The sequence below is a fragment of the Psychrobacter sp. 1U2 genome (assembly GCF_051847575.1).
The window spans coordinates 1-25,339 of sequence record NZ_JBPYDC010000016.1 but is presented as its reverse complement, the minus strand read 5'-3'; the positions used below and the strand labels follow the sequence as shown (position 1 = coordinate 25,339).

At 45.5% G+C, this 25,339-nt stretch carries 20 protein-coding genes; 13 read left to right on the top strand and 7 right to left on the bottom strand.

Annotation, left to right across the window (positions count from 1 at the left end):
* The first annotated feature begins 48 nt into the window (after positions 1–48).
* The 3 genes from ACS8FD_RS08905 (at position 49) to ACS8FD_RS08895 (ending at position 3,480) form a co-directional block, all read left to right on the top strand.
* The gene (locus tag ACS8FD_RS08905; RefSeq protein ID WP_439275490.1) at positions 49–861 is read left to right on the top strand and encodes a type III secretion system chaperone family protein; all 813 of its coding nucleotides are present in this window, start codon (positions 49–51) and stop codon (positions 859–861) included.
* A 37-nt stretch (positions 862–898) separates the two neighbouring features.
* Complete coding sequence (locus ACS8FD_RS08900) at positions 899–1,810, top strand: histone deacetylase family protein (RefSeq protein WP_439275489.1); 912 nt, start codon at positions 899–901, stop codon at positions 1,808–1,810.
* A gap of 248 nt (positions 1,811–2,058) precedes the next feature.
* A complete protein-coding gene (locus ACS8FD_RS08895; RefSeq protein WP_439275488.1) occupies positions 2,059–3,480 on the top strand; it encodes an SLC13 family permease in 1,422 nt (473 codons plus the stop codon).
* 197 nt (positions 3,481–3,677) lie between these two features.
* Here the strand turns inward: ACS8FD_RS08895 and ACS8FD_RS08890 are convergent, their stop codons facing one another.
* Together ACS8FD_RS08890 and coaBC are read right to left on the bottom strand one after the other, a co-directional pair.
* Positions 3,678–4,454 (bottom strand): TSUP family transporter, encoded by a 777-nt coding sequence (locus tag ACS8FD_RS08890; RefSeq protein ID WP_439275487.1) that lies wholly within the window; start codon positions 4,452–4,454, stop codon positions 3,678–3,680.
* Between the two features lie 47 nt (positions 4,455–4,501).
* Positions 4,502–5,854 carry a bifunctional phosphopantothenoylcysteine decarboxylase/phosphopantothenate--cysteine ligase CoaBC gene (coaBC, locus tag ACS8FD_RS08885; RefSeq protein WP_439275485.1) on the bottom strand — a complete coding sequence of 451 codons (1,353 nt, stop codon included), beginning with the start codon at positions 5,852–5,854 and terminating at the stop codon, positions 4,502–4,504.
* Positions 5,855–6,026: 172 nt separating this feature from the next.
* Here coaBC and radC point away from each other — a divergent pair, with 172 nt between their 5' ends.
* The 3 genes from radC to ACS8FD_RS08870 all read left to right on the top strand — a co-directional run bounded on the left by radC (position 6,027) and on the right by ACS8FD_RS08870 (position 11,725).
* Positions 6,027–6,710: a RadC family protein gene (gene radC / locus ACS8FD_RS08880; protein ID WP_439275484.1), complete on the top strand. Its 684-nt coding sequence runs from the start codon at positions 6,027–6,029 to the stop codon at positions 6,708–6,710.
* A gap of 431 nt (positions 6,711–7,141) precedes the next feature.
* Complete coding sequence (locus ACS8FD_RS08875; protein ID WP_439275483.1) at positions 7,142–10,114, top strand: acyl-CoA dehydrogenase; 2,973 nt, start codon at positions 7,142–7,144, stop codon at positions 10,112–10,114.
* Positions 10,115–10,354: 240 nt separating this feature from the next.
* Positions 10,355–11,725 carry a dicarboxylate/amino acid:cation symporter gene (locus tag ACS8FD_RS08870; RefSeq protein ID WP_439275482.1) on the top strand — a complete coding sequence of 457 codons (1,371 nt, stop codon included), beginning with the start codon at positions 10,355–10,357 and terminating at the stop codon, positions 11,723–11,725.
* A 97-nt stretch (positions 11,726–11,822) separates the two neighbouring features.
* Here ACS8FD_RS08870 and ACS8FD_RS08865 read toward each other — a convergent pair whose 3' ends face one another.
* Positions 11,823–12,578, bottom strand: coding sequence for a TSUP family transporter (locus ACS8FD_RS08865; protein ID WP_439275481.1), 756 nt, complete (start codon positions 12,576–12,578; stop codon positions 11,823–11,825).
* A 505-nt stretch (positions 12,579–13,083) separates the two neighbouring features.
* On the opposite strand from ACS8FD_RS08865, the gene nhaA reads away from it, so the two are divergent.
* The 3 genes from nhaA to ACS8FD_RS08850 all read left to right on the top strand — a co-directional run bounded on the left by nhaA (position 13,084) and on the right by ACS8FD_RS08850 (position 16,428).
* Positions 13,084–14,283, top strand: a complete 1,200-nt coding sequence (gene nhaA, locus ACS8FD_RS08860) for a Na+/H+ antiporter NhaA (RefSeq protein ID WP_439275480.1) — start codon at positions 13,084–13,086, stop codon at positions 14,281–14,283.
* Positions 14,284–14,374: 91 nt separating this feature from the next.
* Positions 14,375–14,947: a DUF2799 domain-containing protein gene (locus ACS8FD_RS08855; RefSeq protein ID WP_439275479.1), complete on the top strand. Its 573-nt coding sequence runs from the start codon at positions 14,375–14,377 to the stop codon at positions 14,945–14,947.
* Between the two features lie 143 nt (positions 14,948–15,090).
* Positions 15,091–16,428 (top strand): oxygenase MpaB family protein, encoded by a 1,338-nt coding sequence (locus tag ACS8FD_RS08850; protein WP_439275478.1) that lies wholly within the window; start codon positions 15,091–15,093, stop codon positions 16,426–16,428.
* Positions 16,429–16,469: 41 nt separating this feature from the next.
* On the opposite strand, the gene ACS8FD_RS08845 is transcribed toward ACS8FD_RS08850, so the two are convergent.
* Complete coding sequence (locus ACS8FD_RS08845; RefSeq protein WP_439275477.1) at positions 16,470–17,243, bottom strand: NUDIX hydrolase; 774 nt, start codon at positions 17,241–17,243, stop codon at positions 16,470–16,472.
* A 330-nt stretch (positions 17,244–17,573) separates the two neighbouring features.
* Here ACS8FD_RS08845 and ACS8FD_RS08840 point away from each other — a divergent pair, with 330 nt between their 5' ends.
* Positions 17,574–18,137: an NUDIX hydrolase gene (locus ACS8FD_RS08840; protein ID WP_439275476.1), complete on the top strand. Its 564-nt coding sequence runs from the start codon at positions 17,574–17,576 to the stop codon at positions 18,135–18,137.
* A 100-nt stretch (positions 18,138–18,237) separates the two neighbouring features.
* Here the strand turns inward: ACS8FD_RS08840 and ACS8FD_RS08835 are convergent, their stop codons facing one another.
* Positions 18,238–21,294 carry an insulinase family protein gene (locus ACS8FD_RS08835; RefSeq protein WP_439275475.1) on the bottom strand — a complete coding sequence of 1,019 codons (3,057 nt, stop codon included), beginning with the start codon at positions 21,292–21,294 and terminating at the stop codon, positions 18,238–18,240.
* A 289-nt stretch (positions 21,295–21,583) separates the two neighbouring features.
* On the opposite strand from ACS8FD_RS08835, the gene ACS8FD_RS08830 reads away from it, so the two are divergent.
* Entirely contained in the window at positions 21,584–22,045 is a 462-nt protein-coding gene (locus ACS8FD_RS08830) for a universal stress protein (RefSeq protein ID WP_439275474.1), read from the top strand.
* Positions 22,046–22,193: 148 nt separating this feature from the next.
* The gene (locus ACS8FD_RS08825) at positions 22,194–22,649 is read left to right on the top strand and encodes a universal stress protein (RefSeq protein WP_439241795.1); all 456 of its coding nucleotides are present in this window, start codon (positions 22,194–22,196) and stop codon (positions 22,647–22,649) included.
* A gap of 137 nt (positions 22,650–22,786) precedes the next feature.
* Here ACS8FD_RS08825 and ACS8FD_RS08820 read toward each other — a convergent pair whose 3' ends face one another.
* Positions 22,787–23,719, bottom strand: a complete 933-nt coding sequence (locus ACS8FD_RS08820) for a LysR substrate-binding domain-containing protein (protein WP_439275473.1) — start codon at positions 23,717–23,719, stop codon at positions 22,787–22,789.
* A 245-nt stretch (positions 23,720–23,964) separates the two neighbouring features.
* Here ACS8FD_RS08820 and ACS8FD_RS08815 point away from each other — a divergent pair, with 245 nt between their 5' ends.
* Positions 23,965–25,047 carry a YeiH family protein gene (locus ACS8FD_RS08815; protein ID WP_439275472.1) on the top strand — a complete coding sequence of 361 codons (1,083 nt, stop codon included), beginning with the start codon at positions 23,965–23,967 and terminating at the stop codon, positions 25,045–25,047.
* 215 nt (positions 25,048–25,262) lie between these two features.
* On the opposite strand, the gene ACS8FD_RS08810 is transcribed toward ACS8FD_RS08815, so the two are convergent.
* On the bottom strand, positions 25,263–25,339 hold a 77-nt coding region (locus ACS8FD_RS08810; protein WP_439275529.1), incomplete at its 5' end, for a cold-shock protein.

The window sequence follows — 25,339 nt, the reverse complement described above, 5'->3', positions numbered from 1 at the left end:
AAGATAATGGATTATCTCTGCATCAGCTCACACTTATAAGACAAAACTATGGATAGTAAGTCTAAACTCAGCTTATGGCAAAAACTCAAACGGCTACTGACCAGTGGCGCGCCGAAAGATATTCGTCCTGCTGATAATGTTGAAAATGTTGTCGATGCTGACACTATAAAGCCTGAAAGCTTAAACGCTGAATACAGTGCAACGGGTGATAATAATAAAAACGCCAACCGTGCAGCCAGTAATCCTAGCACCAACAAGACGACCGAGACCTCGTCGAAACAAGCTTTTGCAAACCAAATCTCTTTGAGCAGAGACGCCGTTAATGGTCCGAATCAGACGCCGATTGTCGATTATTTGAAGCTCTATTTTCGTAGTAAACACTGGCATTATACTCACTACAAGCCTAGGATCTCGGACGCTCAGCAGTCGCACCATTTATCACTGCGCATGAGGAATCGGAAAATAGATTGCGGCTACTTATTTCGAGTACAAGAAAAAGAGGGTTTACTCGCGGTTTATGGGATTTTGCCGTTTTTGATACCAGAGAGTCATCAGAGTGCGGCGATGTTACTGATGACCCAAATCAACTACGATATGATCGTTGGTAATCTAGAGATGGATGTCAATGATGGCGAGATACGTTATAAAAACGCGCTTGATGTCGAAGTATTAGGCCTTAATGACGATATTACCGAGCATTTGCTACAAAGCGTTGTCGCTATGACCACTGTCGCTTACGAGGTGTTTAGTGACTTGCTGAATACACAAGAGCCTAGCGAGGATATGCCTACCCTATTAGGTGAGCTACGAGAGCAAGCGGATGCGCGTACTTTTTTCTTAGCGAGCAAAAAAATGCAATAACCACCTTTTTAAAATCACCGTTCTAAAAGATAGCCTTATGTTAAAAATAGCTTATTCCGAAGTATTTCGTTATGTCGTACCTGAAAGACACCGCTTTCCTATGCAAAAATACACTATGATTCCTGAGCGCTTACTGCGTGAAGGCACGATTACTCCCGATAATTTTTTTGCGCCAAAACGGCTGACAGAAGCGGAGATTTTAACTACGCATACTGAAGATTATTGGCATAAACTTAAGACTCAGACTTTAACCCGCAAAGAAGCACGGCCTATTGGTTTTGAGATGACTGAGGCTTTAGTCGATCGCGGTCGTCATATCGCGCATGCGACTTATGAGTGTGCATTGTATGCCCAACAGTATGGGGTGGCAATGAATGTCGCCGGCGGTACCCATCACGCTTTTGCCGATCACGGTGAAGGCTTCTGTGTCTTTAATGATGTCTGTATCGCGAGCAATTTACTGCTAAATCGCGGACAGGCGAGCAAGATACTCGTTATCGATTTGGATGTACATCAAGGCAATGGCAACGCCAGTATTATGGCGAATGAGCCAAGGGTGTTTATCTTTAGTATGCATGGCGCTAAGAATTACCCTTTTCGCAAGCAAGTCTCTGACTTAGATATTGAGCTCGATAACGATACCGGCGATGAAGAGTACTTGCGGGTATTAGAACAGACTTTGCCACGCCTAATAGCAGAAGTCGCCCCCGATATGATTTTTTATCAATCGGCGGTCGATGTTTTAGCCACCGACAAGTTAGGCAAATTAGCCCTGACGCAGGCCGGCTGCAAAGCTCGTGATGAGTATGTATTGCAGCAAGCCAAAGACGCTGACATTCCAGTCGCTATTGTTATGGGCGGCGGTTATTCAGAGGATATTGAAGATGTGGTTGAGGCGCACTGTAATACTTTTCGGGTAGCGCAGCGGCTTTATTTCGGCAACGAGTGATACGTTCATCGATAGTAGTCAATAATTAACCAGATATTTAACCTTTTACCCTTCACTTTATTATTATGGATTGGCTTTGAAGCATCAAAAATAGTCATTATTTTAACCCTTATTATTCTGCTACTATGACCACTTTTTTCATTTGAGCAGCTATAACACTTTTGAGATAGCCGTAAAAGAGCGGCTTGAAACTATAAGTTTGTTTAACAAAATTCCGATAATATTTCTGCGCATAATAAGGGTTATTCATGTCAGAACAAAAATTAGATGATCACCTGCCTAAAGATGGTAATGAGTATTTATTTACCGATACTTTTCCAAAAGGTACTGGCAAAGGATTGATTGTCGTCGCTATAGCAGCAGTGGTTAGTCTAGTGATTTATAACATTCTGCCATTCGATATCAATGCCAATAAAGGCTTGGCCATGTTGTTCTTCATCGGTGCGCTTTGGCTTACCGAAGCGGTCCACGTCACTATTACCGCCATACTGGTCGTGATAATAGGAGCGCTGATTGGCATTCCAGATTTTGATGCCAAGATTGGTTTACAAAGCTTTGCCAATCCCATCATTTATTTGTTTTTTGGTGGTTTTGCTCTCGCAGCAGCATTACACGTTCAGCAATTAGATAAAAAAATTGCCCTGAAAATACTGTCAATGTCAGGTGGTAAATTAGGGACGGCAGTATTTTTGATATTTGGGGTAACGGCGTTTTTATCGATGTGGATATCGAATACGGCAACTGCCGCGATGATGTTACCGTTAGCGCTGGGTATCTTAACCCAAGTAGACCGCGAAAAAGATCGTGGCACCTTTGTATTCGTGCTTTTGGGTATCGCCTATTCTGCTAGTTTAGGCGGTTTGGGTACGATTGTCGGTTCACCGCCTAATGCTATCGCTGCAAAAGCACTCGATATAGCCTTTGTTGATTGGATGAAGTTCGGTATTCCAATAATGTTAGTGCTTTTGCCCTTATTATTGGGAGCAATGTATTTTGTTCTAAAACCCAAACTTAATCGCAATGTTGTGATTAATGAGGATGAACCAATAGCGTGGAATAAACCCCGCGTACTGACTATTATTGTGTTTATAGTAACCGCGCTTAGCTGGATACTGTCTAAAAAAATTGGGGCGGCTCTTAATATCGCTGATACTGATGCCATTATTGCTTTGACAGCAGCGGCAGCTGTAGTGAGTTTGGGTCTAGTCTCTTGGAAGCAAGTCTCTGATAATACCGACTGGGGTGTGCTCATGTTATTCGGTGGCGGTATCGCGCTATCGACAGTGTTAAAAGTCTCTGGTGCCTCTTTGGTGTTAGGGGAAACCGTTGCTAATGCTTTATCAGCTGCGCCGCTCATCACGGTGATGATTGCCATTTCAGCTTTTATTATCTTTTTGACCGAATTTGCCTCTAATACGGCATCTGCTGCACTATTAGTCCCTGTGTTTGCAGCGATTGCTGAGCAAATGGGTATCCCAAGTGAAGTATTAGTGCTGGTTATCGGCATTGGTGCCTCGTGCGCCTTTATGCTACCTGTAGCCACGCCGCCGAATGCGATCGTATTTGGGACTGGGTTAATCAAACAATCTGAGATGATACGTACCGGCGTCATTCTTAATATCATAGCCACAGTCGTCATTGGACTATGGGCGTACTTCTTTTTACTCTAGTCTAGTATAAAAAAATAACGACAATAACAAAGCCAAAACCTCGCTGTTGACGCCATTACTTAGCAAAATATTTACCTAAATATCTTGCTAAGTATTAAAGTGACAAGCTAATGCTAAACAGTGAGGTTTTTTAGAGATATACAGGTGGTTGTTATAACTTTTGAAAGTACGTTGTGGCTGTCACTTTATAGGGTTAATCACATCATTAATGCGCTTATTCCCTGCCAGCCAACCCGCAAACCAAGTACCGTTAAAATGAGCAGAATAAGCTGACGAAAGCGCGCTTGCGGTAAGTAACGACGCAAGCGAATGCCTAGCAATAACGCGGCAATAGACAAACCACTAAGCACCGCAATCAGCTGCCATTCACTACCTGTCAGCGCCATAATAGGCTCACGCAAGATAATAATCTGTGCAATCTTCCCTAAGAAATAGCACATATTGCCGACTTTAGCGATGGTATCTTTATCATCGCTCGCCGACAGCAGATACATCATCAAAATAGTCGACATAGCATTGGTCGCGCCACCAATGATACCCGCACTCAAGCCGATTATAATGAGCACAGGCTTAGTATTTGGCAGACGTATTTGCTTACCTAGCAGCGCGCTTATCACATAAAAGCTTATCACTACCGCCAAGACTAGTAAAATATAAGCACTCTCTACTACTAACAGTAGTTTCGCACCCAGCAAGCTGCCTAGCAGACTCATCAAAGCTAGTAACCAATAGCGCCTGCCATAGTAAGTAAAATTCTGCCAAAGACTACGACCACCGCCACTTAACCAAGTCATCGCATTAAGTAGTAATGAGGGGAATATCACTAGTACGATAGCTTGTGGCAGGGGATAGATACTAGCAAGCGCTGAGGTGGTAACTAAGGTTACACCCAAGCCACTAATGCCGTGTAGCAAAGAGGCAAAGGCAAAAATAGCCAACAAAATCAGCGTTTGGGTACTATCGCTATCTAGCATAAGGAGACAGGCTCGCTACTGATCTGCCATGAAACAAAGTATAAAGCCTAGCTTTTATGACGCTGTAACAGCATCGTACCGATTATAGTCGCTAATTGTTCAGCGATTTTGTCCTTACTGGCTTTCTCTAGAACGACCGAATCTTGATCATAGTGTTCAGCAAAAAACACTTGCATGGCATTGTCATCGCTCGCGAAGCCTATATCAGCTCGGGAGACATCATTACAAGCAATCATGTCTAAATCTTTGGCCACAAGCTTACCACGCGCATAACGCTCAACGTCTTGAGTCTCCGCCGCGAACCCAACCACGAAAAGCTCTGGATGCGCTAAAGAAATCGTTGCTAGAATATCTGGGTTTTTAACCAGATCAAGCGACATAGCGTCCTGAGTTTTTTTGATTTTTTGCGGAGCAGCATCGCGAGTCCGATAATCGGCAACGGCAGCGGTAGCGATAAAAATATCTGCCGATTTAGTTAGACCGCTATCTTCTGTAAAGCTATCCGTCTCCTCACAATCACAACAGTCGCCATGCTCGTGGTCGTGGCTATGCTTATGATCGAACGATAGGGTTGGTATCATTTGCAACGCGCTATGAGTGCCATCGACACACTGCTGCGCAGCGATGAGCATTTGCTCAGCTGACAAAACATCGATGCGAGTGACACCCAGCGGCGTCGGTAGGTTCACCTTACCGCCGACAATGAGCACCACCTCAGCGCCAGCATCACGGCAGACGTTGGCCAAAGCGAAGCCCATCTTGCCAGAGGAATGATTGGACAAGTAACGCACCGGATCTATCGCCTCAACCGTTGGTCCTGCGGTGATAACCACGCGCTTGCCCGTCAAGCGCTGCTCAATAGATTGCTGCTTATGAAACAGTTGCACCTCAGCCAATAACTGCTCAGGCTCAGGCAAGCGCCCGGCACCAACGTCACCGCAGGCCTGCTCGCCACTCGCTGGCATAATGATATGATAATTCATATCACGCAAAGTCTGCACATTGAGACTGACCGCCGGATGCGCCCACATTTGCTGATTCATCGCAGGAGCGACGATGACGGGTGCGGTAGTCGCCAGACAAACTGTCGTCAGCAAATCATCCGCCATGCCCATCGCTAGCCGCGCTAAAGTATTGGCAGAAGCGGGAGCGATAACGACTAAGTCGGCCCACTTTGCCAGCTCAATATGCCCCATGCCAGCTTCAGCTTCTTCATCGAGCAGTGAGGTATGTACTTCATTACCGGTTAAAGCTTGCAGCGTGAGCGGAGTAATAAAAGCTTGCGCCCCTGTGGTCATGATAACGCGCACCTCGAACCCTGCTTTAATCAACAAGCGGGCAAAAAAAGCAGATTTGTAAGCGGCGATACCACCGGTGATAGCAAGTAGAACTTTTGACATAGGCGTGACATCGATAGGTAGAGGGTAAAAGGAAAAGATAAAAATTGCGCTTATAGTAACAATTATGAGATAAGTTAGGTATGGTTTTATAGTGCTATTATGGATGAAGCGCTGTTTTTTAATAGGAAGTCAGAATTAGCTCAATAAATAAGCCTAATAATAAGGAAGAATAATGGCGATCAAGGACTGGCACGAAGATGATAGACCAAGAGAAAAGCTACTAAAATTTGGCGCAAGTCATCTCTCTGACGCCGAGATATTGGCAATATTTTTGCGTACCGGTACTCAGTCGCAGTCTGCTATCGAGCTGGCAAGGCACTTGATCGATGAGTTTGGCTCGCTTGCCGAGCTGTTAGCTGCGCCAAAGGAGGTCGTCCTCGCCTGTCATGGCATTGGCCCTGCCAAATATGCGCAGATATTAGCATCGCTTGAGATGGGCACGCGCTACTTAGATAGCAAGCTTAAAACCGGACAAGCGCTAGGTCGCTCGCAAGTGGTCAAAGACTATATTAGCACTCAGCTGCGCGGCGAACCGCGAGAGGTCTTTGCCGTTTTGTGTTTAGACAACGCCTTAAGCCTTCTTAACTTTGAGATACTATTCACCGGCGGTATCTCCTCCTGCTCTATCTGCATCAAACATGTATTACGCCACGCGCTCACGCATGCCGCTAGTCAATTGATAATCGCCCATAACCATCCTCATACCGACTCTAAACCTTCAGCGGCGGATAATATACTCACTTATGAGCTCAAAAAGGCTTGCGATTTACTAGATCTGTCTTTAGTGGATCATATCATCGTTGGCCGCAATGATACGCTGTCTTATGCCGAAAAAGGCTTAGCCCCTTTTGCTTAAATACTTCTTATCTTAAATTGGTATTGTAAAAGTTATCGGTCATTGCTGATGATATAAATAATAGTACAAAAATCATGACTGCGAAAAATACAGTCTAGTAGCACCATGACGCTTTCAACATCGGATGACTATCGTATCCACTTTATTCTTATATTTCCTTATAGCAGGATACATATTATCGACATAGAACAGCATTTTTATCCTTGATACTTGTCAAGTATTATTTCATATTGAGAGATAAAATTACATTTCTGTGTTATTGCAGATTGAGAAATTGATATTTTTATATCTGTCGCAATTAACGCAGTCTCTAACGTTATATCGAGCCACAAGTATTGTGATTATAATAATTTTATAACGACAGCTTGATAACGACTCTTTATTTATCACTATTTTTTAGTTTCTACTAGCGCTTGTTAAGGAGACCCATCATGGCGATTGGTTTATTTGTTTTGGCAATACTCATTCAGTTAGCCGTGATTTTGGCCATCTTTTTAATGTCATTATCAAGAGTAACGGGTAGCATAGTCGCTATCGTTACTGTAATAGTGACTGCTATTATCAGTCCTTGGTCACTGATTTTAGGGGTGCCGATTGCCCTGTTGTGTTTAGTGCTGCTTATCACTCCTATCCGGCAAGCGCTTATCACTAAGCCTGTCTATAAAACCTTAGGCGGGGCAATGCCGAGTATGAGTGATACGGAACGCGAAGCACTCGATGCCGGCACTAGCTGGTGGGAAAAAGAGCTGTTTATGGGTGCGCCTGATTGGAACACCTTTGCTGAGTACCCTTATCCTAAGCTGTCTGCTGAGGAGCAAAGCTTTATCGATAATGAAGTCGAAGCGCTCTGCGCGATGATCGATGAGTGGCAGATTCAACATAAAGATAAAGATCTATCCCCTGAAACTTGGCAATTTATCAAAGACAATGGCTTTTTGGGCTTAATCATCCCTAAAGAGTTCGGTGGTCTAGAATTTAGCTCTTACGCGCAAAGCCTTGTGATGAGTAAGATTGCCTCGCGCTCGCCCACAGCGGCGGTCAGCTGTATGGTGCCAAACTCTCTCGGTCCAGGTGAGCTGCTGATGCATTATGGTACTGACGAGCAAAAGCAGCGCTGGCTACCTGGACTGGCGAACGGTGAGGAGATTCCTTGCTTTGGTTTGACAGGCCCTGAGGCGGGCTCAGATGCAGGCGCCATTCCTGACACCGGTATCGTATGCTATGGCAGTCATGAGGGTGAGCAAGTCCTTGGCCTGCGGATGAACTTCTCCAAACGCTGGATTACTTTAGCGCCTATCGCTACCGTTGTCGGTTTAGCCTTTAAGATGTACGATCCAGAAGGTCTACTGGGTGATGCCGATAAGACGGATTATGGTATTACTTGTGCGCTAGTTCCTGCCAGCCATGAAGGCGTTATCATCGGCCCTCGTCATCATCCTAGTGGCTCACCCTTTATGAATGGTACGGTCGATGGTACCGATGTCTTCATTCCGCTAGATTATATTATCGGCGGAGTAGAGAATGCGGGACGCGGTTGGCGGATGCTGATGGAATGCTTAGGCGTAGGCCGCGGTATCTCCTTACCAGCGCTCTCGACCGCGGCAAGCGAGATGACCTATCTCTCGGTCGGTGCTTTTGCTAAGGTGCGCGAGCAGTTCAAGATCTCAGTAGGTAAGTTTGAAGGCGTGCAAGATGCGACGAGCCGCATGGCAAGCCAAACTTATATGCTTGAAGCTTTTCGTCATTTAGTGACTTGTGGTCTTAATCAAGGTGGTACGCCTTCGGTGATGACGGCTATGGCAAAATACTATGCCACAGAGACCATGCGTGAAGTCGTCAATGACGGCATGGATGTCCTTGGTGGACGCGGTATTCAGATGGGTCCACGTAACTTCTTATCTACGCCCTACCAAGCTATCCCGGTCTCCGTTACCGTTGAAGGCGCCAATATCTTGACGCGCTCTTTGATGATATTTGGTCAAGGCGCTATGCGCTGTCACCCTTATTTGTTCGATGAGCTACAACTTCTACAAAGCGAAGATAAGCAAAGCGCTGTCAAAGAATTTGATACTCTATTCTTTAAACATCTAGGCTACACCTTTAATCGCGGAGCACGTGCCTTTGTGGCAGGTTATGTTGGTGGTAGTAGTAAAGCGCCGAGCTTTGCCGATGCCTTCACGCGTCCTTATTACAAGCACATTAACCGCTTGAGTGCGAGCTTCGCGCTGACCGCAGACATGGCACTTGGGCTACTAGCAGGCGACTTAAAACGCAAAGAGATGCTCTCTGGCCGCCTAGCAGATATTCACAGTCATCTATTTATTGCCACTGCAATTTTGCAGTTCTATGAAAATGGTAGCAAGTCAGAAGCAGAGCGCTTGCATGCTGAGGTCGCTTTACAAGATAGCTTATATACTATTCAAGAAGCCTTTGTTTCTTTGTTTGCTAACTTCCCTAACCGTATGGCAGCAAGCTTAGTCAGCTTTGTCACTTTCCCTAGTGGCCGTATCTTTACGCCGACAAGCGACGAGCTCAAAGTGAAGCTTGGCGATACCTTTATGGATGACTTTGAAGCGAATCCGTTCCGCGATTATCTCAAAACTATGGTCTATTATAGTACTGATCCTGAGGATCCTAATGGCCGTATGGAAAACGCGTATCAAACCTTGCTTGAGGTCGAGCCATTATGGCAGAAATTTAAAAAAGCGGAGCACAAAGGAGAGTTTGCGGGTCTGACCTTTGAAGATCATGTGGTGCAAGCCAGTCAAAATGGCGATATCACAGAGAGCGAAGCAGAGCAGTTAATCAGCTATAACGGAATCCGTTACGATTCTTTATTAACGGATGTCTTCGATAAGCACTTACAGCAAGCACAGGAGCGTGATAATCCTCATAGTCTAGAGAATGCCGTCCATAAGCTTACCGATTATGCACAGCTCAATAGTGACGCCGCAGCTAAAAATACTCCATCGGCCACTTATGACGAAGCAGCGACAAGCTTTCATGAGCAGACCGGTGATGCCAATCCCAATCATGGCTATGAAGCAGATGGTGATGTGGAGATGCTCAGCGAGCAAGATACCGTCAAAGAAACTGCTGAGCAAACTAACTTTGCGAAAGCCCACCCTGAAGAAGACGCGCTCAAACATCGTCATCGCGATGCAGAATCAACGCTGAATGAGCGCATGAGCTATAATCACAATCGTGGTGATACTCTAAAAAACAATGACCCACAAGATAACGACACGGCTTCTATTCAAGACTCGTTTGCCAAAGCGGAAGATACTGCGGAAACAGCGAACAAGCCTAATCATACTCGTGATCATGACCTGAGCGATGCTAAAACCAGTAAATGGCAAGACGGTCTACGTCGAGGAGAGATTGACGAGAGCGATAAAGCTTAACAGTCACACCCTCGCTTAGTACTAGCATATATAAGGCAAGACTATCTTTAATGATGGTCTTGCCTTTTTCTATGGGGCTACTTCACTACTGAGGATTTGACTGGAGTAGATTTTTTATCTTGAAAAGTATATTTATATTTTAAAAGCATATAGAGGATGTTATCTTTCTATAAATAAGAATAAATTTCATAACCCTAAACCTTTTTTTATGCAAGCTGTAGAGACACAAGGATATAAACTATGTGGAAAAATATGGGACTAACCGGCAAGATCATTGTCGCTATGGCTTTAGGTATTATACTTGGCCTCACCATCAACGTGCTCAATTTAAATGTCGAAGGCGGCTTTATCAATACTTACGTGATTGAGGGCTTGTTTGCCATTATCGGTAAGTTATTTATCAATTCACTAAAAATGTTAGTGGTTCCTTTAGTGCTAATCTCTCTTATCTGCGGTGTTTGCGGCATCGGCGATATTCGCCTACTAGGCCGCATCGGTACTAAGACCTTTTTTATCTATATGATAACCACTGCCTTAGCTATTACTACGGCTATTGGCATGGGCGTGCTGTTAGGCATAGGTAAAGGGATGAATATCCCTAGCGAAGCCACTTTTGAAGCCAAAGAAGCACCGCCTCTGATGGAGGTGTTTGCTAATATTATCCCCGCCAACCCTATTAGTGCGATGGCTAATGGCGATATGCTCTCTATTATTTTCTTTGCGGTGCTTATCGGTATCAGTATCTTAATGGTCGGCCAACCTGCCAAGGGTTTGGTTAAGAGCTTAGAGCTGATCAATGAAGTCATCTTAAAGATGGTCACTATCATCATGAATTTAGCGCCTTATGGCGTCTTTGTGCTATTGACCAACGCTATGGCAGATCTGGGCCTTAACTTGATTGTCTCGTTGCTCGGTTATGTCGCGGTGTTGGTAGGCTCGCTGGCCTTTCACTTCTTTGTGACTATGATGATCGTACTCAAGCTATTTTCAGGCTTATCAATTAAAACCTTTTTGGCCAAGATGCGCGAGGTGCAGATATTCGCTTTTAGTACCTCAAGCTCTAACGCCACTATTCCTATTACTTTGCGTACTGTTACCAAGCGCATGGGCGTTAACAACTCAGTCGCCTCGTTTACGGTGCCTTTTGGGGCGACCATTAACATGGATGGTACGGCCATTATGCAAGGAACGGCGACTATTTTTATCGCCAATATTTATGGTATCGATTTGGGCATTACCGAATATCTAACGGTGATATTGATGTCGGTGCTGGCCTCTATTGGTACTGCTGGCGTACCCGGTGTCGGACTCATCATGCTCTCTATGGTATTCGCGCAAGTCGGACTACCCGTTGAAGGGATTGCGCTCATCTTAGGGGTCGATCGTATTTTAGATATGCTACGGACAGCTGTGAACGTTGGCGGTGATGCGGCAGTCACCACTATCGTTGCTAAGTCTGAGGGCAAAATGGACTTGGCAATCTACAATGATCCTAATGCCGGCGCTAAGGATGTATTCGATGGTCATATCGATGAAAATAGCGAGCGCGAGTTCTCTGAAGTCTTTAGCGATGGAAAAATGGGAAGTGAGTACGACGACGTCAATCGTTGATGATAAAAGTTATGATAACCTCTATTGGCTGAGCTGAACCACTATTCATAACCTCCCAATCTGCGATAGATTGGGATTTTTGCTTTGGGCTTGTTCGTTAGCCAAAAACGTATTTTGCAATCATAGCTAAGCAAACCATAACAATCATTGGGCGAATCAGTTTACTGCCACCTTTGACTACCATATGTGAGCCAAAATAGGCCCCTAGCGTTTGCCCAACCATCATTGCAAGACCTACTTTCCACAGCACATTACCGCCTAAAATGAAAAATATCAATGAGCCGATATTAGTAGATAGATTGAGTATTTTAGCCGCGCCAGTTGCTTCAACGATTTTCCGACCTCGTAGCGCCACGTTACCTAAAGCGAAAAACATACCTGTGCCTGGACCTAAGTAACCGTCATAAAAGCCAATGATAGGTGCGGCTATTTTTTGCCATTTACTCTCAGAGATACGCGGCGCAGCTTCTACCTCGCCAAGCTTAGGGGCAAATAAAGTATAAATCCCGATAGCGGCGATAAAAAATGGAATGAGCTTTTCTAGTACATCAGGAGGCGATAGCTGTACGGCAATAGCGCCGATAATCGAACCAATAAAAGCGGCGATAATAGCGGTCTTTATACGAGCTGGTTTCACTACCCCTTTTTTGATCATCGTTAGCGACGCCGCTAATGCTCCTGATGCCGCTTGTAGCTTATTCGTGCCCAAGGTCAGCACTGGCGGGATATTGGCAAGCAGCATCGCCGGAATAGTTAGTAAGCCGCCACCACCTGCAATAGCATCAATGAAGCCGGCTAGCGCTGCGACTGCCGTCAGCATTAAGATAACCTCTAAAGAGAGCGATACGTCCATGTTACTGGCCTTATAAATACTTTATGATGAAATAACTGCTGATTAGCGGTTTTAATATTATTTAAGCCTCAAGCTCTAGAGACTTGCATGCTTTAAGCACTGTATTGATAAAATCGTTGACTCACGACGGCTAAAATAGCTCATTATAGAGTCAAACCGATAAGAAAACCCAAAAGCATGACAAAGTCTGCTAAATTTATCTAAAGCATCGTTTATATAAAGCACTTTTGCATTAACACTAGACAGCATTTTGTCAGCACTTTATACGCTCTAAGGGTTGACCAATATGTTTATGATAAAAGCAACAAACCATTCTAACTTTAAGTAATAGGCCCTAGAAATCAAAACCTTTTTGCTCATTTGTATTATCTTATAGTGACATTCCATGCATTAAATTTTTTATATTGAGAGAATTGTGAGAAACTAAAGCAAACTATTTGTCACCTTATAACATATAAGCAGAGCTACTTAAGTTGACAGTATTCATTGAACACATGAGGATGATATGGCAGTAAAAAGATTTAAAGCGTTTCTTGAGCTCGATGCGTCAGGCGGCATTGTATTAGCGCTGGCAGCTATCGCGGCGATGATTATTGCCAATAGCCCTCTAAGTATTTGGTACGAATCCTTTATCCATGCGCCAGTAGCCATTCAAATAGGGAGCTTTGCGATTGCCAAAGATGCCCATCATTGGATTAATGATGGTTTGATGGCAATTTTCTTTTTTTTAGTCGGTCTTGAGCTCAAACGCGAAGTGCTCATCGGTGAGCTCTCTAACGTCAAACAAATCATCCTGCCGGCCGGTGCCGCTATCGGAGGTATGATTTTTCCGGCCATCGTTTATATTTTATTCAATATAAATAATCCAGAATACTGGAAAGGATGGGCGATTCCGGCGGCGACTGACATTGCCTTTGCCCTTGGTATCTTAAGTCTGCTTGGCAGCCGAGTACCCAATTCTCTCAAGGTGTTTTTAGTCTCGATTGCTATTTTTGATGATATCGGGGCTATTTTAATCATTGCTTTATTTTATACCAATGAATTATCGATCGGCTCTTTAGGCTTCGCAGCGCTTTGCCTACCTGTTCTATACATTCTTAACCGTCGCAATGTGACTAGTATCACCCCTTATATCCTCGTTGGTGTAATCATGTGGATAGCGGTACTCAAATCTGGTATCCATGCCACTTTAGCTGGGGTGGTATTAGCATTATTTATTCCGATGTTTGATCGCACCGATCCTGAGCACTCCCCGCTTGAAGAGCTTGAACACGATCTACAAAATACTGTGTCTTATGGTATTTTACCGCTATTTGCTTTTGCCAACTCTGGCATCTCGCTCAAAGGGGCAGGTTTTGCCGAACTATTCCATTCTGTACCACTAGGCATTGCCGCAGGCCTGTTTATCGGTAAGCAAGTCGGCGTTATGCTCGCTTGTTGGTTGATCTTCAAACTTGGTATCTCAAAAATGCCAAACGGTATGAACTTTCAGCAAATTTATGGCGCCGCGCTGTTGTGCGGTGTTGGTTTTACGATGAGCTTATTTATCGGCGGTCTTGCTTTCGGTGGCGGCTCGCCATTATTCGATGAGCGCTTAGGCATTATTATGGGTTCTATTGTCTCAGGTGTTGCCGGTTACCTCATGCTCAAAGCGACTTTAAAGGACAATATTAGTAGCACTTCTGTGGATTTAACTCGTCATTAATATGGGAACTAGTATCCACTTTAAATAGGTATGTATAATGAGTTCAAAGGCTTAAAATTTATTGAACAGAGCAGATAAAAGAGAGCTTACTATGAGGTTACCCAAGCGAGTCTTTATCGTTCTTAGTAGCGTTACGTTGCTCTCAAGCTGTGCGACGTTATCAGTGGAAGAATGCGTAGTCGGTAACTGGCAAGCTATTGGCTACAATGACGGTGTGGCAGGTTACCGGGCTAATAGGCTTGCTGCGCATTCCAAAGCTTGCGCTAAGGCGAATGTCGCCGTGGACTTTAAATCTTGGGAACGCGGGCGCCAGTTGGGACTGAAACAGTACTGTACTGTGAGTAACGCCTACAATATCGGTCGGCGTGGTCTTGAGTTAAATAGCGTGTGCCAAGCCTCGATGACCCGTACTCTACAACAGGCAAATCAACAAGGCCGCGAGTATTACCGTTTGAATAAACAGCTTAGCGAAGATAAAGAGCTGCTAGATAAATATGAAGCAGACTATATTAAGCTGCGCGCCGGTCAAATGCTCGATTTTAAGGACGAAAAAGAAGCACGCCGCTATCTATTATCCCTACCGGCAGAGTTTCGAAGGCTCGAACGTCAAATAAGCAACGCTGAGAGACGGCTCAACCGCTTGAATTATGCCCATCGCTACTAACCATTACTCACTCGCTATTTAGTCCGGTTCAGAGTACTCAAAGCGGCATCTATAGGCGCTTTATGAGGCGGACTATAGCTTGTGAGTAGCAACGTCAATGCTATAATGAAGATATCAACTCCTCGCAAAACGGTGCTGCAAATATGGCTAACGGTAACGATATAGAGATGACCAGCTATCTGCGTCATGGTCGTAGCACTGCTACTAATGACCATAGTGATCTGCAAGTACTCAAGCGCATTAAACGTTATTTATTACCTAAAGGTTTTGAGATTGACCCTAAGTTATTGGCTGAGATTGTCGATGGTTACGATATTGGTGATCCCTTAGCCGATCAACTAGCCGCTGATAATATTCGCTTTGCTAAACCTTTGCAGCAATTGATCTTGCAAGCGAGTACTGATGATGCTCAGACAAATTATCAGCTAGATGACAACACCCGATCCCATCCCGTTTTTATGGCGATGACTGAGCAATTTAGCGCTCATCCTGATTGGTTCGATCCAAAGCTGGCACAAATTGGTGCTGTCGCCTATCGACGCTATCCGCTGATGCTGATTTGGCTACTGCGTAATGTGGCGCTAATGGCAGGCTATAGCATTCCGGCGCTGTCTTTACCGCTGATTCAGACTGGGGCATTAATGCACGATGCGCTGCCGCGTTTGATGCGTACTTATGCTTATATTCTAGCCGTCTCTGAGCATCCACACCTAAACGATTCTGCTCAAGATAAAGCCCCCCTCTCACAAGTATTAGCGATTGGCTCTGAGGGCTGGCGTCAGTCTATTAAGGTACGGCAAATCCATACCTTAGTGCGACAAAAACTGCTAACCGGCAAACTCACCGCAGCGGATGGGGTGATTAGCGCGAGCGCTCAGCATCATAACCCTGATGGCAGCTGGAATAGCGACTATTGGGGTTTGCCGATCAATCAGACCGATATGATTGCTACTCATTTGCAGTTTTCTTTACTGATTATGCGTGGCCTACGCTTGTTAGGAGCGCGTATCAGTAGCGAGGAAGCTGAAGGTATCTTGCATTTATGGAATCTTGCTAGCTACTGGATGGGAGTGGACTTAGCGCGTTTACCAAAAGACGAGGCGGCGTGCTGGGAGTGGTTATATACCTACCTATCCATTCAGCAGCTTGACTTTAAGATGGGTCGACCGTTAGCTAAAGCGCTGCACGATTTACCGCGTCAGCTCATGGGCGAGGACAATCGCCGCGGGCGCTTTGTGGAGATGGTCAATGCGAGTGTCACTCGCACTTTAGTCGGTGACGATATCGGCGATGGACTAGAGTTGCCCAAATCCAAAATTCGTTTTGGCGTACTATCCTCAGTACCTATTCTCTTCGCTCTCGATACGGCACGCCAGCACAATAGTACTATGGCTGCGAAGCTTGAGCAGTTCCGTGCTAAGCGCCAAGATAATATGAACTGGTGGCTAAAGAAAAACGACAGTTATTATAAACAGCCATAAGCGGCTGCTGTCTAAGAAGGCTTTGAATTAGGGCGCGTCAGTTAACGATCTAACTCTATCCCTGAATCTTTTAGACGGTAATACCAGTCGAGCTGGCGATCAAATCCAGTCTCTAGTAAATTAGCGATAACCTTACCCGTTAGCCCCCAGACGGTCTCCCCATCGACCTCCCAACTTGGGGTGAGTATCGTTGCCGTCTGCTCAAGCATCGTATATTCTATCGCATATTCCGTCGTAGGCTGAGTGATGAGCGTCTCAAAGTCCGCCCAAAAGATACGGGATATCTCACCAATCTCAGGGATCAAGGGTAAATCTGGCGCGATAAGCGCCACGATGGGACGGACACTCATTCCACTCTTTGAGGTCTGGATAGGCAGTTGGCCGAGGAGCTGGACTTTATTGGGCGGCAGCGCGGTCTCCTCGCAAGCTTCACGTAGCGCAGTGACTACGTTGTTACCATCACTCAGCTCATACTTACCGCCTGCACAAGAGACCTCTCCTGCATGACTTTTCATGTGCGCAGCACGGCGCGTCAACAGCAGCTTAGGCCGGCGCTCACGGGTAATCGCTACGAGTACGGAAGCATCAGCGATAGGAGTCTGATATAAGCTTTGTAACACTCGCTCGTTATAAGTTTTGTCATAAAGACTATAAGGAGATGCGCTAACTAAAATGTCAGGCGGCGTCTCAGATAAGGTCTTTAGCGTTTGTTGTTGCACACGCTCAGCCAATTGTCTGAGCCTAGGATGACGAATAAAGGCAGGCCGCGCTACTGTTAGCTCATCAAAGCTTTCAAAATCATGCATTACTGTCATTATTACTGCCTATTTTTATCATCAGTAGCCTGTATATGAGGTTATCTTAGCATGTCAGTAGTATGGTTTTGATGACTGCGTAGGCCAATTTAGCTGCCCTGCACATCAAGTCATCTATATCGCATACCACTTATAATATATGGCATCAATGACGGACTACTTTTCCCGCTTTATCGTTTATATAGTGTTTTTTTGTTCTTGAATAAGAGCATTATGATATCGCTCGCTGCTAACATTCAAATATATGCTATCTTAGAGCTATCTAAGCTTAAACGCTAAATATTCGTAAGCTAAAATTTTCTAAGTTCTAAATCAAATAAGGCAGCTGTTATGCAATATTGTCTCCAGTGCGGTCATAAAGCCGAACGCAAAATTCCCCCTACGGATAATATGCCGCGCTTAGTCTGTCCTAATTGCAACTACATTCACTACGAAAACCCTAAAGTTATCTGTGGATCGCTAGTGATTTACGAAGACAAAGTCCTCTTATGTCGCCGTGCTATCGAGCCACAATATGGCCTCTGGACGTTGCCGGCAGGCTTTATGGAAAACGGTGAAACCATGGCAGAAGGCGCGGCACGCGAAAGCTTTGAGGAAGCTGATGCAGTCGTCATCAACCCTCAGCTTTATTGCCTTTATGACATTCCTGATATCGGTCAGATCTATGTTATTTACTTAAACGATCTAAAGGACGGCGCTTATGGTATTGGCTCTGAAAGCTTAGATAGCTCTCTTTTTAAAGAAGAAGATATTCCTTGGGATGAGATCGCCTTTGAAGCGGTCAGACGCACATTAAACAACTACTTCGCCGATCGTAAGCAGTTTGATAAGCGTGAAGACTTCCCGATTCATCAAGATCAGATCGCTAAAGATAAAAGCATTAAGCGTTATTAAAGCTCAAGCAGTTGAGATCTTGCAGTGAAGCTCAACCACTCACAAAAAAGCCAAGCACGATGCTTGGCTTCTTTTACTTTAAAACGTCAGTCAGTATCGGCTAGCTATTAATTTTACAGACCTTAAAGCCCAGATCTTTTACGGCGTCCTCTTTATCATAAGGCGCTAGTACCGCTCGCACGTGTTTTTGATCTAACAGATACTGCTTGGCAACGCGCTGTATATCTTCGATAGTTACTGCCAAGATAGCAGCTCGCATCTTACGCTGCCAGTCCTCACCGCGATGATGCAGGTTAGCAAAACAAGCCTTTATTGCCTCACCTGCTGGAGAGCCGGGCTTATCCATGCCGGATATAATACCAAGTATCGCTTCTTCTAGCTGCTCAGCGCTTTGTGTCTCATTCAGTAACCATTCAATACTGGCCTCAAAATGCGCAAAAGTCTCGCTGCAGTGCGGATCACGGTAGCTGAAGAATTTAAAGGCACAAGCATTGGCATCATAACCCGCACCACCGCCATAAGCGCCGCCGCGCTCACGAATAGCACTGTGCAAATAGCCATTGCGTAAATAAGGCGCTAGTACCATGAGAGCCGCCGTATCCGGATGGTCGGCTGCTGGTACGCTATAGGCGCTAGCATTATGATAGACGTTCGTGGCGACCAGCCAAGCTAAGTCTTCGGCGATAGGATCACTCTCAAGCGCCTTGACGGCATCTGGCTCACCGCTCAGCGTTGGATCTAATTCAAGCTGAGTGAACTCGCTTGGGATACTAGTGTCCGTAAGCTTTTCATTCGCCTTAGTGGCTTGCGGCGCACTGTCCTGCCAGCTATCCACAATCAAGTCGCTTAAGCGCTCGGTTTGCTCGGCCTCACAGATGATCACCGCGTGCTTTGGCAAGCTTAGTAGACGCTGATGCAGCGCCATCAAACTAGTAGCAAGCTCATCCCACTTTGTATCATCACTACTAGCATGCCCCAAGAAGTCCTTTAAGGCATTAAGCGCCGGCAGACCGCTGCGCACATACTCCAGTTGTGCTTGACGGCTCATCGCGCGGCTAGCCGTTTGTAGTGCGTAGGCATGTCCAGCACTAGCGAGACGCGACTGCCAACTGGCCTGACGCTGCTGCAAAATCTCTTTGATACGCGCGTGTTCATCGAAGACACTATGCTGCATCACTTCTTTTAGCAGCTCTATCGCTTCAGTCTTACGGTTCAATGCTCGGGTCGCCACCACAAAATAGCTGCTAATCGCGTGGCTATCATCAATAGTGGTGCGTTGGCTGATGCGCGCGGTCACGCCGGAGGAGTGCGCCGCTTGCTTAGCCTGCATCTCATAAGCGTCTAGCTGATCTGTGCCGAGCTCTGAGAGTAAGCTTAGGTAGATAGGCAGTAACGGGTGATTGATGACCTCGTTAGCCGGCAGCTCTTCAGCACTTTTGCCATTGATAGCATCGGTCAGCGGTACAACCACTTGATAATAGTACAAGCCATTGGTCCCTGCTTCGTATTCAAACAGGGTGCTGTTTTGACCGCTTAACGTGATCTGCTTTTGCGTGCCGTGTTTAAAGCTAATGTCGGTTGGTACATCCTCTAAGCCCACTTTGGGTAATAAGCTCAAATCATCAGGCGCAGCTTGACGCGCGGCTAGATCTAGCGCTTGCTTTTCAAGAATCGCTTTATCATCTTCTGTCAAATCCATAGCAATGGTATCGAGACGCACTTGCTCGGCGGCGGCTAGACGCGCTGATTTTTCGCTATCAGGGACTAAAGTCACGCGCACTCGGTGGTTATTGTCGAGCAAATGCGTTTTAATTAAGTTAGGCAACCACTGATCATTCTTAACTTGCTCGCGTAACCACGCCAGATGCTCATCGACCTCCCACACATCGATAGGATTACCGTCGTGAATGGCAGTGCTAAAACCTTCTAGCATCAAGTTTAGCCCATAAGGCATACTATCGCCGCCGATATGACGTTGGTCAATCTCTATCTGATGTAATATGGTCTCGATAGTCTCGCTATCGATAGCTTGGCTTGCGACATCGGCGAGCAAGTCCATAATACCTTGCTCCACGGCCTCAGCGTGTTCAGGCTCAGAGCCGCGCAGTCCAGTGTAAAACACCATCTCATAATGGCTATCATCAAGACCTAACAGCGGACTTGGCGACGTGCCCAGTGGATGACTATCTAGATAAGCGCGCAGTGGCGAGCCAGCATGCTCGATCAGCACCCCTTCTAATAATCGCAGTGCTAAACGCTGCTTAGGGTCAGTAATCGAAGGCAATAACCAAGCCAACACATGGTGGGTTTGCTCAGGACCGGCTTCATCGGCGGTATAAGTATCGATGGCGCTAATCGGAGCTGATAGGCGTACTTCTGGACGCGAGACGTGTTTTTTGCCCGCTGCGAACTGAGTTAACGCATCATCATGAATTCGCGCTTGCGTTTCACTAACGGGAATATTACCGAAGCTCATGATGACGCTGTTTGAAGGATGATAATGGCTTTGATGAAACTCCACCAGCTCAGTATGAGTCAAATCCGGAATATCAGCAGGATCGCCACCAGAGTTATAATGATAAGTCGTCGTCGGGAATAGGTGATGCGCGACAGCATGATAGAGCTGATCAATCTCGCCGCTCATCGCTCCCTTCATCTCATTAAACACAATACCCTTAAACTGCGGTTTGTCCTCGCTGTCTAACTCAACACGGATACCTTCTTGCGCAAAATCAAGCGGATGGATATTAGGGAAGAAAGCGGCATCAAGATAGACTTCTAACAAATTAAAATAGTCGTTTTTATTTTGCGTAGCATAAGGATACGCGGTCCAATCGGCAGCAGTCATCGCGTTCATAAAAGTATTCAAAGAGCGCTTAATCATGGAGAAAAAAGGGTCGCGCACTGGGAATTTCTCAGAGCCACATAGCGCGACGTGCTCTAACACATGCGCTTCACCTTTGGAGTCCATCGGCTGAGTACGAAAGCCTACCAAAAAAGCATTCTCGTCACTAGGGTGCGCTAAATGATAATGCATAGCGCCCGTTTTGACGTGTTGGCTGATGAGCACATCGATAGAGAGCGCTTCGATGTGACGATGTTCGATAAGCGCAAATGCAGGATGCAAAGTAAGATCCGCGGTAAATGTATCAGTCATAAAGATCCTTGTGGCCTATTATTTTGTTCTTTAGTTCGTTATTTAGCTAGTGAGTGCTTTAACTAATAAAAGTTCTAAAAAGTATCGTTGCTGCTAGATGGGGCTAGTGGTTTGATAAGTCAAGCTACTAGCGATAACGCTCATAACTAGATTTGCGCTATGGGTCTTAGCTATATCGCTTTGTTTATAACCACAACTAAGTTATGGATTTTACTTAACAAAGCTTAGTACTACTGCTACTATGAACTAAAGTAACATTAACAAAATAATATTAATAAAGGAGTCTATTATGGGTTACCAACATATCTTATTAGTCACGGATTTGCTATCAGACGCCGACATCGTCGCGCAACGAGCGAAACGCGTGCTTGCAGGCTCGCCTGGGGCCAAATTATCGGTATTACATATCGTGGAAGATGATATGGTGCGCTTCGGTTATGAGCTGGTACCAGCGTCTAGCTTATCTGGCGAAAAAGATAATGAGCACTGGCAAGAAGCTAGAGCAAAACTGGCACAATTTCTTGAGCGTAATGACCTACATGCGGTCAACTCTGAAGTGACAGCAGCGATCTCCAACGACAAAGGTATCGTCAATTACTGCCATGAAAAGAATGTTGACCTGCTAATCATCGGACGCCATGAGCGCCGCGGTATCGCAGCTTGGCTAGTTGGAGCCACTGCGGACAATATCTTGCCCAATGCGCCTTGTGATAGCTTAGTGGTCAAGCTTGACCAACCAGTAGCAAAATAGCTAAGGTCATTACGGTAGACATGGGTTAATACGGCGAACATGACTCCGTCAGCATCCACTATCAAACGTAGCAAAGAGCGATGAGCGCTACTTAACAGCAGCTATCAGTAGTGCTATAGTAAATAGTATATAACACGAGGAAGACTCTATGAGCTATCAACATATTTTATTAGTCACTGATCTTTTACCAGATGCTGATATCGTCGCCCAAAAAGCTAAGCATATCGTTGCTAATCGCCCGAACTCTAAATTATCGGTACTACATATCGTAAAAGATACTATGGTCGGCTTCGGTTATGAGCTAGTACCAGCGTCCAGCTTATACGATGAGATCGACGATGAGCGTTGCCAAGAAGCGCGCGCAAAGCTAGCGCAGTTTTTGGATCGCAATGAGCTAAACGTAGTCAACTCGCAAGTAACTACCGCTATCTCTAACAGCGAAGGCATTGTCAATTACTGTCATAAACACGAAGTCGACTTATTAGTTATCGGTCGCCATGAGCGCCATGGTATCGTCGCTTGGCTGAGCGGAGCCACTGCAGATAACATCCTACCAAACGTGCCCTGCGACAGCTTAGTCGTTAGACTCGATAAACCAGATTAACTCACCCTTTAATACTCTATCTGTTTAAAGAACGTATAAGCTATTAAACAAAAGCGCTGTGTAGCTACTACATAGCGCTTTTTGGTGGCTAAAAAAGTGCGCCGTTTGTAGAGTGGGCTAAGAGCGTCACACTTTATTTATTGGATAATATCAATAAAGGTCTGCCAAATCGGGCTTTGATGCCGAGATTTATGCCAGACGAGCCACCACGTCCGTGTTAGATCTATCCCCTGAATTCTAACAGGTACTAAGCTTGTCTCAGCAAGCTCTTTTTCAATGACGTGCTGCGAGAGACAGCCCAGACCAATATCCGCGTTAACCATGTTTTTTATGGCTTCTGACTGCGCGACTGCCTGAATCACCTCAGCACCAGATAGATGCTGTAATAACTGCTCATCAATAATTTGCCGAGTGCCTGAGCCTGCTTCTCGCACTAGCAAGGGCAGCTTTGAGAGCTGCTTGGTCGTCAGCTCATAATACCCGCCCGCTTCGTTGTAGTCACTTATCTCTCTCAACCAGCGGCTATGACGCTTAGCAAATACCATCAAAGTATCGGTACGCCAAGCACGCTGCTCTAACACTTTACTATCGCTAGGTCTTGGCATACCTTCTACAAGGGCAATATCGATATTAAGCTGCTCGACTTCGCTAACGACTTCACGCGTATTAGCGATATATAGCTCGATACTGGCTTTGGGCAACGCCTCATACACCTGCGCCACGAGCTCAGGCAAGACATAATTGCCTATCGTAGTGCTCGCGCCGATATGCAGCTGGCCGGCTTGATGCTTATGATAATGCTCAAGAGTAAGCGCTTGTCCTAATATAGCTTGTGCTTGCACGTAGACTGCTTGGGCATTGCGATGAGGATTGAGGCTACGGCCTACACGCTCAAATAGCGGCATGTGCAAGCGCTCCTCTAGCGCCGCCAAAGCACTACTAACCGCTGACTGCGACAAATGCAGCTGCTCGCTGGCACGGCTAGTGCTCCCCGTTTGATAGATACTGACGAAGACTGCAAGCTGCTTTAGGGTAATCTTTGGCAGTATCTGGCTAGATTTTTCTATCAAAATAAACATCCTATAACGAATAAATCACTGATAAGCGGATCCTATTAAGCTTACAGATACCTACTTACCTAAAAAATAGATAGCTCCTATCTTATCAATCTGTTTTTATTATATATGAGCTTTGCTTATAATATCTATACATAAGCTAATGCTGATTAAGACTATCAGTGAGTATGATGGTACTGCCCTGGCATAGCTTTAATAGCAGCAGCCATTGAGTAAAAAACGCCCGTTAGGATCTAAGTATGCCCTCTTTTGTAAAAGCCATAACTGACTATATCCCTCGGACTCGCCATCTAGCAGGTCTGATCGTGGTGCTTATCGGTAGCTTGTTTTGCTTATGGCTAAATACTCGTTTGGACATCTGGAGTCAGGGGCGCATCATAGGCTTGTCTTCGTTAACGCTAGCGATTTTGCTTGGCATGGTTTTGGGCAATACCATTTATCCCAAGTTTGCAGCCAGTCTCAGCGCTGGGGTTGGCTTTGCTAAAGCTCAAATTCTACGTTTGGCGATTATGTTTTATGGGTTTAAGCTGACCTTGACAGAAGTGGCTGGTGTCGGGACGCCTGCCGTACTTAGCGATGCTCTCGTGCTGACTTCCACCTTTTTACTGACTTATTGGATCGGCACTAAGCTGCTAAAAGTCGATAAAGAGACGACGTTGCTCATTGGTTCTGGCGCGAGTATTTGCGGGGCAGCAGCCGTCATCGCAGCTGAGCCTGTCATTAAGGCTGAAGCGCATAAAGTCACTATCGCAGTGGCAACCGTCGTCGTGTTCGGCACTCTTGCCATGCTGCTGTATCCCTTTCTTTATCATCTAGGCTGGTTACAACTTTGGCTCAGCCCGCAAGACTACGGCGTCTATACTGGCTCCACTATTCACGAGGTCGCGCAAGTGGTCGTCGCTGGCAACGCCATCAGCGATGATGTTGGCGATACGGCGGTAGTGACTAAGATGATTCGCGTGATGATGCTAGCACCTTTCTTATTGATACTTTCGTTTGCACTAACCAAAAGCGGTAACGGTGAAGGTAAAAAGCTATCCCTTATAAGCCGAATCAAACAAGTCAAAGTGCCTTGGTTCGCTTTTATTTTTATCTTAATTGTGTTGCTGCATACTTGGCTCAGTATATCTAATAGCTTTGAGAATACCATGATTATACTCGATGATATCTTACTCACTATGGCGATGTTGGCGCTAGGACTCACCACGCATCTCAGTGCCATTAAGCAGGCCGGCGCTAAGCCGCTTATTTTGGGCGCGATTATGTTTGGTTGGCTGATTCTTGGCGGTGGTCTTATCAATATCGGCATTAGCTTTATCTAACCGATATAAACTTAAAAGACGAAAAAACCTACGCTATAATCAGATATAGCGTAGGTTTTTTAATGTCTATTATAATCAGTGGGTTACGCTTTGCTAACCACACTCACAGAGACAACTCTCGATAGCCAAATCTTAAATGACAGGCACAAAAAAACGAACCCTAAGGTTCGCTTTTTTTAACATCTATTTATCTAATAGCTCTTAGTAGAGACAACTTAGATAGCAACGATGTTATGTGCTTGTGGGCCTTTTTGGCCTTGAGTTACAGTGAACTCAACTTCTTGGCCTTCAG